11 protein-coding genes are annotated in these 14077 nt (G+C 54.3%); 9 read left to right on the forward strand and 2 right to left on the reverse strand.

Going from position 1 to position 14077, the window contains the following annotated elements:
• Window positions 1-237 precede the first annotated feature (237 nt).
• Both cfa and EV681_RS09505 read right to left on the reverse strand, forming a co-directional pair.
• Complete coding sequence (gene cfa / locus EV681_RS09500; RefSeq protein WP_128394338.1) at window positions 238-1371, reverse strand: cyclopropane fatty acyl phospholipid synthase; 1134 nt, start codon at window positions 1369-1371, stop codon at window positions 238-240.
• Between the two features lie 189 nt (window positions 1372-1560).
• The gene (locus EV681_RS09505; protein WP_128394337.1) at window positions 1561-2481 is read right to left on the reverse strand and encodes a LysR family transcriptional regulator; all 921 of its coding nucleotides are present in this window, start codon (window positions 2479-2481) and stop codon (window positions 1561-1563) included.
• Between the two features lie 305 nt (window positions 2482-2786).
• Between EV681_RS09505 and metE the strand changes: the two genes are divergently transcribed.
• The 9 genes from metE to EV681_RS09550 all read left to right on the forward strand — a co-directional run bounded on the left by metE (window position 2787) and on the right by EV681_RS09550 (window position 14074).
• Window positions 2787-5081 carry a 5-methyltetrahydropteroyltriglutamate--homocysteine S-methyltransferase gene (gene metE, locus EV681_RS09510; RefSeq protein WP_128394336.1) on the forward strand — a complete coding sequence of 765 codons (2295 nt, stop codon included), beginning with the start codon at window positions 2787-2789 and terminating at the stop codon, window positions 5079-5081.
• Between the two features lie 269 nt (window positions 5082-5350).
• Window positions 5351-5926, forward strand: a complete 576-nt coding sequence (locus EV681_RS09515; protein WP_128394335.1) for a DUF2889 domain-containing protein — start codon at window positions 5351-5353, stop codon at window positions 5924-5926.
• 87 nt (window positions 5927-6013) lie between these two features.
• Window positions 6014-7174, forward strand: coding sequence for an ADP-forming succinate--CoA ligase subunit beta (gene sucC, locus EV681_RS09520; protein ID WP_128394334.1), 1161 nt, complete (start codon window positions 6014-6016; stop codon window positions 7172-7174).
• Window positions 7175-7188: 14 nt separating this feature from the next.
• A complete protein-coding gene (sucD, locus tag EV681_RS09525) occupies window positions 7189-8070 on the forward strand; it encodes a succinate--CoA ligase subunit alpha (RefSeq protein WP_014750504.1) in 882 nt (293 codons plus the stop codon).
• 235 nt (window positions 8071-8305) lie between these two features.
• A complete protein-coding gene (locus EV681_RS09530) occupies window positions 8306-9013 on the forward strand; it encodes a TerC family protein (protein WP_128394333.1) in 708 nt (235 codons plus the stop codon).
• A gap of 247 nt (window positions 9014-9260) precedes the next feature.
• A complete protein-coding gene (locus tag EV681_RS09535; RefSeq protein WP_128394332.1) occupies window positions 9261-9983 on the forward strand; it encodes a TerC family protein in 723 nt (240 codons plus the stop codon).
• Window positions 9984-10369: 386 nt separating this feature from the next.
• On the forward strand, window positions 10370-11326 hold the full coding sequence (hemC, locus tag EV681_RS09540) for a hydroxymethylbilane synthase (RefSeq protein ID WP_128394331.1): 957 nt from the start codon (window positions 10370-10372) through the stop codon (window positions 11324-11326).
• 9 nt (window positions 11327-11335) lie between these two features.
• Window positions 11336-12151 carry a uroporphyrinogen-III synthase gene (locus EV681_RS09545; RefSeq protein WP_128394330.1) on the forward strand — a complete coding sequence of 272 codons (816 nt, stop codon included), beginning with the start codon at window positions 11336-11338 and terminating at the stop codon, window positions 12149-12151.
• Between the two features lie 93 nt (window positions 12152-12244).
• Window positions 12245-14074, forward strand: a complete 1830-nt coding sequence (locus tag EV681_RS09550) for a uroporphyrinogen-III C-methyltransferase (RefSeq protein WP_128394329.1) — start codon at window positions 12245-12247, stop codon at window positions 14072-14074.
• Window positions 14075-14077 lie beyond the last annotated feature (3 nt).

Genomic DNA, 14077 nt, shown 5'->3' on the forward strand with positions numbered 1-14077 from the left:
TAGCAGCATACAAGTAGCAGCATTCAAAGCAGCATTCAAATAGCCACGGTCAAAGTGTGATCAAATAACGGCAATCAGACAGTCGTAATCAGACAGTCGTAATCAAATACACACAATCAAACAACCAAAATCAAATAAACCAAGCGGCCGCAGTCAGACAATGGCCATAGCGGCGTCCCGGGATTTTGTGCCAACCACACATCCACGGGCTTTTGTCACTAGCCGTTGGTGTTGCGTCTAGAGTTTGGGTCGTCGATAACCACCAGGCACTCCGTTGGGCGACAGGACAAACTGCCATAGCTGGTTGTCGCGCGCGCGGAATGAGCCGGCACAAATGAGCAAGTAATATCTCCACATGCGATAGAAGCGATCGGAATATTGCGATGCGTGCTTGTCCCAATGTTTTTCAAAATTGGCATGCCAAGCCATGAGCGTTTTGTCGTAATCGGCGCCAAAATTGTGCAGATCTTCAATCAGAAACAGCCCTTGCGTATGGTCAGCAACCTGGCCAATCACAGGAATTTCCCCGTTGGGGAAAATATATTTGTGAATCCACGGATCGGGATCGTGATCGCGAATCTTCCCGCCGATGGAGTGCATAAGAAATAGCCCGTCTTCTTTCAGGTTCTTGCGGGCCGCTTCAAAGTACGTACGGTAATTCTTGCGCCCGACGTGCTCAAACATGCCCAGGCTGACAATGCGATCATATTGTCCGGTCAGGTCACGATAGTCCTGCAATAAAAACTGTACCGGCAGGCCTTCGCACATTTTTTGTCCATATTCGGCCTGCTCTTTGGAAATAGTGATGCCGGTGCAGTGCACGCCGTAACGTTCCGCGGCAAAGCGCATAAAGCTGCCCCAGCCACATCCGATATCCAGCACGGTCATGCCTGGCTTGAGTCCCAGTTTCTGGCATACCAGATCAAGTTTGGCTTCCTGCGCCTCATCCAGTGTGCTGGCATTATCCCAGTAGCCGCATGTGTAGGTCATGCGCGTATCGAGCATATCCCGGAAAAACTCGTTGCCCAGGTCATAGTGCTTCTCGCCCACTTCCCAGGCTTTGGAGCGGGTCTGGTTGTTCACAAAACGGGCACGCAGCACATGCCAGAAGGTCGCGGCGGTTCTGACTTTGTCATCGATGCGATGCCTAAGCAGGCGGGTAATCATTTCATCAATCTGGTCGCATTCCCATTGACCGTCCATATAACTTTCACCCAGGCCCATGCTTCCCTGGGCAAGAATGCGATCTGCTGCTCTGTTATCTGTGAGACGAAGGTCCCACGGTGCATCTCCGTTGATCGTTACACCTGCCGTTGCAGCAAGTTTGCTCAGATGATCCACCGATGCTGAATGTTGACTGCCGACGGCCATTTCCCTCTGCTCCTGCCTTTTAAAGAATTAAACAGAAAGTATTGCGAAACGCTGCAACATAGAAAAAATTGATGTTTTTGCGCATAGCAATATTTTTTCCCTAAGGGAAATATATATCCATGGTGCCAAGGATTGCAACCCACAAATTCATTTGCGTATGCATTTAACAACTATGGACTGTCCGGGCCTTCACGAAGCCATACGAATGCCTGACAGATGCTTGAACGAGATTTCCCTGGCCAGCTCCACAAACGCCTGAACATAGGGGGTCTGGCAGTCTTCCGTGCGGATGGCGGCATACAACGTGCGCCAGATTCCGGGCGCTTCTCCCAAATGTACGATTTTGAGCCAGTCCTGCGTTTGATATTCGGTGAGCGCCCAGTTCGGTAACGCTGCCACGCCGCGATTGCTGTTGACCAGCTGGATAATCATCGGCGTTAATTCCGACTTGCGTATGGAGGCTGGTTCTACGCCCGCAGGATCCAGGAACGCAGTGAAGATATCCAGTCGTTCTTCTTCCACGGGGTAGGTAATCAGGACCTGGTTGCTCAGATCTGCCGGCTTGATAAAGCGCTTGCGGGCCAGTGGATTGTCTGCTGCCACTGCCAGTACGAGTTCATACTTAAATAGCGCCACATACTCTACCGAGTCATTCGGTACGGGATCAGAGGTGATGACCAGATCCAGATCACCGCGCATCAGGGCGGGAATGGGTGCGAAGGAAAAGGCAGCGGACAGATCCAGTGAAATATCCTGCCATTGCAACCGAAATGCATCCAGCGTGGGCATCAGCCATTGGAAACAGGAATGGCATTCTATGGCCAGGTACAAGCGGCCCGTGCTGCCCGCTGCCAGCTTCTGCATTTCGCGCTCGGCGCTGCGTATACGCGGCAGGACGTCGTCGGCCAGCGTCAACAGACGCAATGCAGCCGTGGTGAAGCGGGCAGGGCGCGTGCGGCGATTCAGAAGATTCAGATTGAGCCTGCTTTCCAGTTCGCGGATCTGGTGCGAAAGCGCCGACTGCGTCACCGACAGGCGTTCGGCGGCATCCTGCAGGTTGCCTGCTTCACGGATAGCCGTCAGCGTTTCAAGATGTTTAATTTCAATCATGGTAAAGAGTGCTTGCGTGAGAATTTTTCATTTATACCTGCATGGTATCAAGAAAGCGTCCATCCGGCGCCTTTCGCAGTGACCTCATTACTTATAAGCATATCAGTATGAAAAATAACGTTAAGAATCAATGAGTTATATTTGATTATGAATTTTTCTAATATTATATTAATGAATTTGAGCTGTCTTCATTTTCCAGGCGCGGCACAATCTACCTACTAACTGAATCAGCTCACCTGCGAGGCCGCTTCGCTCTGGAATCGGAAACGGAAGTGGCTGTGCAATACTATTAAAAGAGATTACATATGGCATTGACACATAACCTGGGTTTTCCACGCATTGGCGTAAAACGGGAATTGAAAAAGGCGCTGGAGGCGTATTGGGCGGGGCAGTCGACCGAAGCGGAATTGATCGAGACGGGCAGGCAGTTGCGCGAACGTCACTGGGCAATTCAGCAAGCTGCGGGTAATGCTTTCGTGACGGTGGGCGATTTCGCCTGGTATGACCATATACTTGAGTGGTCAACCACGCTGGGCGTTGTGCCGCCACGCTTTAACCATCCGAAGAATGCACCTGTCGATCTGGATACGCTGTTCAGAATGGCGCGTGGCCGTGCCCCCAGCGGTGAACCGGCAGCCGCATGTGAAATGACCAAATGGTTCGATACCAATTACCACTACATTGTTCCGGAGCTGGCTGCCGACCAGCAATTTTATCTGGCGCGCTCGAGCCTGTTTGATCAAGTTGCCCAGGCTCAGGCATCAGGCTACAAGGTCAAGCCGGTTATACCTGGCCCGCTGACCTATCTGTGGCTGAGCAAGGGCGAATCGTTTTCCAGTGTAGAAGACGAGCGTAAATTGGCGCTGGTTCCGCAACTTCTGCAAGTTTACAAGCAAGTGCTGACTCGCTTGGCTGAACTGGGCGTGCAATGGGTGCAGGTGGACGAGTCGGCGCTGGTGCTGGATCTGCCACCGGCCTGGCAAGATGTCTACCGGCAGGTGTATGCGGAGTTGGCCACAACGCCAGTGAAAATTCTGCTGGCAACCTATTTTGGCGATGTTGCCGACAATATGGAACTGGTATCCTCGCTCGCCGTGGCAGGGGTACACTTAGACCTGGTTCGCGGACCGCAGCAACTCGCTCGTGTGCTGCCTGGCTGGCCCGCCGACCGCGTACTGTCAGCCGGTATCATTAGTGGCCGGGATGTATGGCGTACCGATCTGGATCAGGCAGCCGCTTTGCTCGGTCCGGCATTGGCGCAACTGGGCGAACAGCTGTGGCTGGCGCCGGCATCATCGCTGCTGCATGTACCGGTAGATCTGGCCGAAGAAACCCAGTTGGATGAAGAAATCAAAAGCTGGCTGTCTTTTGCTGTACAGAAGCTTGATGAGCTGAGCCTGCTGGCTGCAACATTGAACGGCGCGGTCACCGACGCGCAGGATGCTGCGCTTGCCCGGCAGCGTGCTGCGCTGTCCGATCGTAAAGTATCGCGCAGGATTCATAACCCAGCTGTGATCGAACGCGTGGCTGCTGCGGCGTCAGTTGCGCGCGAGCGTACCCCCTTTGCCGAACGCATTGTTAAACAGCGCGAGGCGCTGGGCCTGCCCGATTTTCCCACAACCACCATTGGTTCCTTTCCGCAAACGCCGGAAATCCGCAAGGTTCGTCGCGACTGGAAGGCTGGCGCGCTGAGCGATACCAAATATGAGGAAGCCATTCGCCAGGAAATTCGCGAAGTGGTCCGGTTCCAGGAAGAAGCGGGGCTGGATGTCCTGGTTCATGGGGAACCCGAGCGCAACGACATGGTGGAGTACTTCGGCGAGCTGCTGGCCGGTTTCGCTTTCACACAGAATGGCTGGGTGCAGAGCTACGGCTCCCGTTGCGTTAAACCGCCCATCATTTACGGGGATGTCGCTCGTCTGATTCCCATGACGGTAGAGTGGACCGCTTTTGCCCAGTCGCTGACCGACAAGCCCATGAAAGGAATGCTGACGGGTCCGGTCACGGTGCTGCAATGGTCTTTTGTGCGTGACGATCAGCCGCGCCAGGCAACGTGCCTGCAATTGGCGTTGGCACTGCGCGACGAGGTCCAGGATCTGGAAAAAGCCGGCATCCGCGTTATTCAGATTGATGAACCCGCCTTTCGCGAGGGACTGCCGCTACGCAAGGCAGACTGGCAAGCCTATCTGGATTGGGCGGTCGATTGCTTCAGGGTGAGCACTTCGGGCGTACAGGACACAACGCAGATCCACACGCATATGTGTTACTCGGAGTTTAACGACATTATCGAGTCCATTGCCGCAATGGATGCCGATGTGATTACGATTGAAACCTCCCGTTCGAACATGGAGCTGCTCGAAGCATTTGAACGCTTCAACTATCCAAACGATATCGGACCCGGCGTTTATGATATTCACTCACCCAACGTCCCGGATCGGGAGTGGATGATCCAGTTAATGAACAAGGCGGCCAATCGCTTAAATCGCAAGCAACTATGGGTCAATCCCGATTGCGGTCTGAAAACCCGCCAGTGGCCCGAGACGCGCAGCGCGCTGATTGAGATGGTTAATGCCGCCCAGGCATTGCGCGCCGCGGTTTAAAAGCATATCGCGTTGTCAAATGAATACCGCGTTGTGATTTGAACGCGTACTGTTTACCAACCTTTTCCACGGAGATTGCGGCTTGCCGCCACTCCGTGTTTTTTTTGCCTGGCGCCGTTTGTTCTTGTCCGAGTGTGTTGGGCTGCGCTTTATACTATTTTTGCTTTGCAGCAAAATTTCGCATATACGGCCTTTTTGTGGGCGAGCGCGCAAGGGAGTACGCTATACTTTATCGGTTTACTGACCAATTACTCCTCTATCGTTCGAACATGTCTCTGGGTTCTTCGGCGCGCAAGCCAATTCACACCCGTCGTATCACTATGGATGCCTATCTCCGGGAGGATTCTCTCTGGGAGCTTGAAGCGCATCTGGTCGATGTCAAAGCTTACGACTTTCCTACCAAACTTGGTGCAATGCATCTGGCAGGCGACCCGGTGCACGATATGACGATCATTCTGCTGGTTACACCAGAGGGGATGATTACCGATGTTCGGGCCAAATATCAGGCAGCACCTTACGATTCGGCCTGTATGGCCATTGAGGAGGCATACCGTGGTCTGGTCGGGCTGCATCTGCTGCGTCAATTCCGGGCGGCGGTACGTGACCGCTTCGGTCGTGTCGATGGCTGTACGCATATGTCTGAGCTGGTTGTGCTGCTGCCTACGGTGTTTGTACAGAGTTTGTCGGCGCAGCGCCGCGAACAGGCTGAGCAAACCGGGAAAAAGCCCTTCCAGCTGGAAGGGTGTCACGCGCTGGCGCTCACTTCCCCGGTGGTCCGGGAGTTTTATCCAGAGTGGTATGTCAACCCGCAAGAGGGTGGTAAACGCAGGGTCAGGCAGTCATGATTGTTGTACAGGCTTCAAACAGTCTCAATTCGTGTGCTCGCGCAACGCTGAGCATTTGTTTTTTTATCCTACGCTAATAGGTAATACATGAAGATCCATGAGTATCAAGGCAAAGAGCTGCTGAAAAAATTCGGCGTGACGGTGCCTCGCGGCATCCCCGCATTTTCCGTAGATGAGGCGGTTGCCGCCGCAGAGAAGCTCGGTGGCCCGGTTTGGGTTGTCAAGGCGCAGATTCATGCAGGTGGCCGCGGCAAGGGCGGTGGCGTGAAACTGGCAAAGTCCATTGATGAAGTGCGCCAGCTGGCTTCCGAAATCCTGGGTATGCAATTGGTTACCCATCAGACCGGTGCTGCGGGTCAGAAAGTGAACCGTCTGCTGGTTGAAGAAGGCGCGGATATCAAGAAAGAATATTACGTTGGCATTGTGACCGATCGCAATAGCCAGCGCGTATGCGTCATGGCATCCAGCGAAGGCGGCATGGACGTTGAAGAAGTGGCCGAAAAAACACCGGAAAAAATCCTGAAAGTGTTTGTTGATCCGGCCCAGGGCTTTACAGATGACGAAGCGCGGGAACTGGCGCGTGGTATTGGCGTACCCGAAGCGTCGGTCGAGAAGGCTGGCGTCGAATTCCAGAAACTGTACAAGGCATATTGGGATACCGACTCTTCCCTGGCTGAAATCAACCCGCTGATCCTGACCGGTTCAGGCGATATCGTCGCACTTGATGCCAAATTCAACTTTGACTCGAATGCATTGTTCCGTCACCCTGAGATCGTTGAGTATCGCGATCTGGACGAAGAAGATCCTGCTGAAATCGAAGCCAGCAAGTTTGACCTGGCCTACATTCAACTGGATGGCAACATCGGTTGCCTGGTAAATGGTGCCGGCCTGGCCATGGCCACCATGGATACGATCAAGCTGTTTGGTGGAGAGCCCGCCAACTTCCTGGATGTGGGTGGTGGTGCGACCGCTGAAAAGGTCACCGAAGCATTCAAGATCATGCTCAAAAACAAGGAAGTCAAAGCGATTCTTGTGAACATTTTTGGCGGCATTATGCGCTGCGATGTTATCGCCGAAGGCGTCATCGCAGCCTGCAAGGCCGTTAACCTCTCGGTCCCTCTGGTTGTACGCATGAAGGGTACCAATGAAGAGATGGGCAAAAAAATGCTCGCCGAGTCCGGACTGCCAATCATCAGCGCCGATACCATGGCTGAAGCCGCGACCAAAGTCGTAGCCGCCGTTAAGTAAGCAAGGAATTTTTCATGTCAATTCTGATCAATAAAGACTCCAAAGTCATCACTCAGGGTATTACCGGCAAAACCGGTCAGTTCCACACACGTATGTGCCGCGATTACGCCAATGGTAAAGAAGCCTTTGTTGCTGGCGTCAATCCCAAGCGCGCAGGCGAAGATTTCGAAGGCGTGCCTATTTACGCTTCGGTCAAGGATGCAAAGGCGCAAACTGGCGCCAACGTGTCTGTTATCTATGTTCCACCGGCAGGGGCTGCCGATGCGATCTGGGAAGCGGTAGAGGCAGACCTGGATCTGGTTATCTGCATTACCGAAGGTATTCCTGTTCGTGATATGCTGGCCGTTCGCAACCGTATGCGCCAGGAAAACAAGAAAACGCTGCTGCTGGGGCCTAACTGCCCTGGCCTGATCACGCCCGATGAACTCAAGATTGGCATTATGCCAGCTCACATCTGCAAAAAAGGCCGCATCGGCGTAGTCAGCCGCTCAGGCACACTCACGTACGAAGCCGTTGCGCAGTTGACCGAGCTGGGTCTGGGTCAGTCCAGTGCCGTCGGTATTGGTGGCGACCCGATTAACGGACTCAAGCACATTGATATCCTCAAAATGTTCAATGAAGATCCTGAAACAGACGCAGTGGTCATGATTGGCGAGATTGGCGGACCTGACGAAGTCAACGCCGCTGAATGGGCCAAAGATAATATGACAAAGCCGATTGTTGGCTTTATCGCGGGTGTCACTGCACCTCCTGGAAAACGCATGGGTCATGCCGGCGCGCTGATCTCCGGCGGCGCCGATACGGCAGATGCCAAGCTGGAAATCATGGAAGCTTGCGGTATTCGCACCACGCGTAATCCATCTGAAATGGGCAAGTTGCTCAAGTCAGTACTGTAAGTTCGTCGTAGCTTATCGCTCAATTCAGGCGATAACTGCTGAAACGCCCCTGAAAATCACAAGTGTGTTTTTGTGATTTCAGGGGCGTTTTCTTTTGTGGTGTGTTCTCAAGTCAGGGCGCTGTAAGCAAAGATTCATAGAATGATGGCACGAATAAAAAGGTACCCGAAGCACTATCGCGGGTGATAACACAGACAACATTTTCTCATTTTTAAGTCTCTTTGGAAGGTTCACTATGGATATAGGTTCTTCGGCGTTCTGGCTCGCCCTGCTGGAAATCGTCTGGGTAAATATTTTGCTTTCGGGTGACAACGCGGTTGTAATCGCACTGGCGGCCCGAACGTTGCCGGAAAATCAGCAGAAAAAGGCAATTGCGATCGGCTCTGGTGCAGCCATCGTGATGCGGATCATTCTCACGCTGGTCGCAGCCAAACTGCTAATGCTTCCTTACCTGAAAATTATCGGTGCGGTGCTGCTGGTCTATATCGGGGTATCGCTGGTCAATTCGGACGACGAGCAAGGCGGGCATGAAAAGTCCCACGCTACATTGATGAGCGCGATTCGCACCATCCTGGTTGCCGACCTGGTAATGAGCCTGGATAACGTGGTTGCAGTTGCTGCTGCGGCCCATGGCGATACCACGCTACTTATTATCGGTCTCGCGCTAAGTATTCCTCTAGTCATTTTCGGCAGTACCTTGCTGCTGAGCGTGATTGAAAAATTTCCGCTTATCGTATGGCTGGGCGCGGCGCTGCTCGGTTATATTGCTGGTGAGATGTTTGTCGGCGACCCTGTGATTGAGCCTCGTACCGAGAGCTGGGCGTCGCTGGCGCACCTGACGCACCATCAATTGGCCATTGCCATGGGTATTGCAGGTGCGCTTCTGGTTGTTGTGCTGGGCAAAATTTTTGTGACTCGTACAAAAAAACTGACGTCATACTGAATACTCTGTTTTATAATTGCTCGCAGTCTGGAGCAGGAAAGGGCGCGCAAGTGCCCTTTTTTTATACCGTCTCGCCAATCACACCGAACCGTAGCGGCTCGGATGGTCGAGCAGGTTGCGTCCGTTGTGTTGCTGCGCGTCCAATGCGCGGTGCGATACGATGCAGGTGCCGGCACATCAGAGGGCATTCGACAAACGCCTGGCCCACTTGCATATCATACAAATCTAACAGAGGTGATCTTTCATTATGCTTGAGTTTTTTCAGACCCTGAGCTGGACCGCAATATTCCAGATTATTCTCATTGACATACTTTTAGGTGGTGACAACGCCGTCATCATTGCCTTGGCATGCCGCAATCTGGAAAAAGCGCAACGCATGAAGGGCATTCTTTGGGGCACTTTCGGCGCCATCATTATGCGGGTGATTCTGATCGCTTTCGCACTGAAGCTGCTGGAAATTCCTTATCTGAAAATCGTTGGCGGCGCGCTGCTGATCTGGATCGGCATCAAATTGCTGATTCCCGAGGAAGATGAGCATGGCAATGTTGCCGGTGGCACTTCGGTCTGGACTGCGGTCAAAACCATCCTGATTGCCGACTTTGTCATGAGCCTGGACAATGTCATTGCCATTGCCGCTGCTGCGCAGAAAACCACGCCAGGGCATGAAGTAGCCTATGTGGCCTTCGGTCTGATTGTCAGCGTGCCAATTATTATCTGGGGTAGCACCTTGGTGCTCAAACTGATCGACAAGTATCCGCTGGTGATTACGCTGGGTGCAGGTCTGCTGGGTTGGCTGGCCGGCGGCATGTTGATTACTGACGTATTTACTGAAAGAACATTCTTCAATGGCGGACCGGCACCGCAAACTGTTAAGATTGCAGTAGAAGTCGTTGGCATAATTCTGGTTGTTGGTCTGGGTAAATGGCTGGCTTCCCGCAAGGGCAAGTCGCAGGTAACTGAAACGCACTAACCCGAACTCACAGATAGTCCGAGACAATCCGGATGCTGTCCTGATCCGGTTGCTTCGGTAGGCAACCCCGCCAGGCTTTGTGCCCCGGCGGGGTTTGTTGTTTTGCATGTTCGCAGACGCCAGGTCTGCCACTCGTATGAAGGTCTGACACCATGGAAGAAAAACCCAAACGCAGCATCTTGCAAGGTCTGCTTATTCTGGCAGTGATCGGTATAGTCGTTACCGTAGCCATTAACTATTTGCGATAGTAAAGGGGCGTGGGCAAAGGTTTGACATCCATGCCTGTGTTGTGCGGGTGTCAGCCAGGCCGTAATCTTTATCTTGGCCCTCATTGCCCGCGTTTGCCCCTGATTCGTGATTTTAAATTTATTTAGCAGGAACCCCGCGTGACCGAACTTAAAAAACTGACCATCGCAACCCGTGCCAGCCGCCTTGCCCTTTGGCAGGCGCATCACGTTAGGGAACTGCTCCTGGCCCATTACCCGCAGTTGCAGGTCGAACTTCTGGAACTGACCACAAAAGGCGATCAGATTCTGGATCGTACGTTGTCAAAGATAGGTGGCAAGGGGTTGTTTATCAAGGAATTGGAAACTGCGCTGCTAGACGGTAGGGCAGATCTGGCCGTGCATTCGCTCAAAGATGTGCCGGTTGATCTGCAGTCTCCCTTTGTGTTGGCTGCGATCCTGGAGCGGGCTGATCCGACCGACGCCTTTGTATCGACGACCTATCATCAGCTCAGCGAGCTACCCCCCGGCGCTGTAGTGGGAACATCCAGCCTGCGCCGTGAATCGCAGATTCGGGCAGCCTATCCGCATCTGGTGGTCAAACCCCTGCGCGGCAATCTGGACACCCGCCTGTCCAAATTGGATAACGGCGACTACGATGCTATCGTACTGGCTACTGCAGGCTTGCAGCGTCTGGGACTGGGTGAGCGGATTGCATCGCGGCTGGAGGTCTCCGAGAGTCTGCCTGCCGCAGGACAGGGAGCGCTGGGTATTGAGGCGCTGGAAGGACGCGCGCAGTTGCTGGAAATGCTGGCTGGTCTGGCCAACCCGGCAACCACCGCCTGTGTTACCGCCGAACGTGCTGTATCCAGGACGCTGGGCGGATCCTGCCAGGTGCCGATTGCTGCCTACGCTACTCTGACAGACAATGCGGTCACGCTTAATGCGCTGGTGGCGACGCCCGACGGCTCGCGTGTATTGCGCAGTACTCGGACATCCAGTGCCGAAGGCGCCGACCAGTTGGGCATCGAGGTGGCGCAAGCGCTTCGGGAGCAGGGGGCCGACGAGATACTGGCGGCACTGCACGAGGCATCACAGAACGACGCCGACAAGGTGTGAGCCCAGGTCGTGCATCATCCGCGCGCAACGGTCATTCTTACGCGACCACAAGGAAAAAATCAGGCACTGCAACTGCGCTTTGAGCAGGCAGGGTTGCGCGTTGTCGCGCTGCCGGCCCTGACGTTGCAGCGTATCGCCGTTACAGGCCCGGTTCCTGATCCAGCCACATTCAATTTGGTGTTTTTTGTCAGCGGCTTTGCTGTTGATTGCTTTTTTGATGTGCTAACTGAGCACGGCATGCAATGGCCACAAGCTCAGCGTGCCGGCTGCGTAGGCCCAGGGACCGTACAGGCGCTGCTGCGCCAGGGGGTTGCGCAACAGCAGATCCTGTGTCCTGCCGACAATCAGTCTTACGATTCCACTGGTTTTCTGACCAGATTGAAGGCCAGTGCCGTTTTTGCCAGCCTGCAGTCCGTGTTGATTGTATGCGGCATCGCCGGCAACCCAGGGCTTGGCCGGCAATTGCAGGACCTGTCGCTTGCTGTCACGCGCCTGCCCCTATATAAACGGGATGCCAAACAGTGGGATGCCCAGCAACAGCGCCAGATGAGCAGCCTGTTTGCCGATCCGGCAGAAAAAAAATATGTGGTACTGACCAGCCCACAGGGAATAGACGCGTTTGTCGACAATCTGGCTACGGCGCAAATAAATCCGGATCCGCTTGCCGGGTCCACGACCTTCGTGGTCACCCATGCTGGGCAGGTCGATAGTCTTAAGCAGGCCTGGCAGCAAAAACTGCCAGCAGGGAACGCCAGCACACTACGCATCGTACAGGCCTTGCCGCAGGAAGATGCAATTTTCCACACCGTTACAATCTCGGAATAAAAGCCTGCTGTAATCCACTACAATGTACAGATCTTTCACGAACGTATCGCCAAGCGGTGTATTGGTTTTCTGGATAGTAAGGAATTGAAAAACATGGAAAAAAAACAGGACGACGCGCGAAATACGGAAAATGAAAAAAAACCGGGAGCGGCCGGCCCGCATGCGCAGCCAGGCAGCGCAGCGTCGGATACAGTGACGGATGTGGAACTGGCAAACGAGAAAAGCACGGCCGAGAAAACGACAGCACGTGCAGGTCATGCCGACATTGCAAGCGCAGGCAAGTCCGGTTCTGGCGCTGCAGGCGGCGCCATTCCTCCCATTGATAAAGGCAAGGACGAGAGCAACGGCAAAGGTACGAAAGGGCCCTTGATCGGGGCGCTTGTGGTTGTCGCTGCCATTGCTGCTGGCGGTTATTACTATGCCCAGAACAATCAATCAGAGCCCGAAAGCAACAGTCAGACTGCGAGTGAACCTTCGGGCTCACCTGCAGAGGCGCCGGCGTCCGCCACCGAGCAACCTGGCCAGACGCCTGCCGCAGATACAACTGCTGATTCATCAGATTCATCAAGTTCTTCACAATCAGACACGGCGAGCGATGCCGAGTCGGCCCAGAGTGCCGGCAAAACGCCCGCCACGACAAATGGTGATACCCAGGTCGGTGCCGATGGTGCAGGCGAGGGGGTATCGGCTGCCGATCCCGCCTCGAGCGCTCAGGATAAGGCCAGTGGCAGTACAAGCAGTACGCCCGTGGGCCCGGCAGCAACCAATAGCGAGTCAGCCCAGACGGGAGCTGAGGCTACCGATAACTCAACCGCGCAATCGGCAGGGACTACGAGCAGTGACAAGTCATCCGGTGATGCGTCAACCGATGCTTCTGCACAAGAGGCGGCTGCTACGGCCACATCCGCAGCAGGTACGCCGGCAACGACTGTAGATACACCGCAAGCGTCCGCTACCCCGTCAACGGCGGGTTCGGGCACGGGTGGTTTTAACGGCTCCTTGCCAGCGGACATTCGCGATCAGCTTGATCGCCAGTCGGCGCAGATCATTGCGTTGCGCGATCAGCTGGAGTCGTCACAGAAGCAACTTCAGCAATTGCAATCGACCCGTCTGCAAGCCTCGCGGGACGAGACAGCGCTGTTTGTGGTCAATGATGTAAGTCGCCTGATTACTATGGCGCAGAATGAGCTTGCCATTGCCGGCAACGTTGAAAATGCCATGGCTTCGCTGGAGACGGCAATCAAGGCTATCGATCAGGCCGATGCACCGGTGCTGGCAGGGTTACGCGGCGCTTTGGCAGCCGATATCGTTACCCTGAAGTCCGCGCCGACGATTGGCGTGGATGCGCAATTTGCTCAAGTAGCGGCATTGTCTGTAAAAATTGATGCACTGCCGATGCTGACCCCTGATCAGGCGGGCGCCAAACCCATGGCGGGAGAGTCTTCGGATGTGGCTGCCCCAGCGGCAGGCGCGAACGATACGAACGCGGTCGCCTCCTCTGATGTTTGGTATGAGCGTGCCTGGAACGAAGTAAAAACCTGGCCGGTTGCTGCCTGGGAAGGCTTGCGCTCTGACCTTGGCGGAATTGTGAGAGTGGAAAAACTGGCCGATCCAAATCAGGTGTTGCTCACGGTCGATCAGGCTGCCCAGTTGCGGGCAAATCTGAAGCAACATTTGCATTTTGCCCAGCAGGCGTTGCTCAATGGACAGCAGGGCATTTGGACTTCATCGCTTGAAACCGTCGTCAAGGGCATCAGACAAAGTTTCAATCAGGATTCTGTTGAGACGCAACAGGTGCTGACCCAGCTTCAGCAACTGCTTCAGGCTGGTGTCAGGCAGCAGTTGCCGCCAATTACGCAGAGCGTGAAGGCGGTCCAGGAAACCCGCAAGCAGCTTAAATCCATGAATCCCGGACAGGAGTAATGC

This window comes from Advenella incenata (assembly GCF_004217095.1).
Lineage (GTDB): Bacteria > Pseudomonadota > Gammaproteobacteria > Burkholderiales > Burkholderiaceae_B > Advenella > Advenella incenata.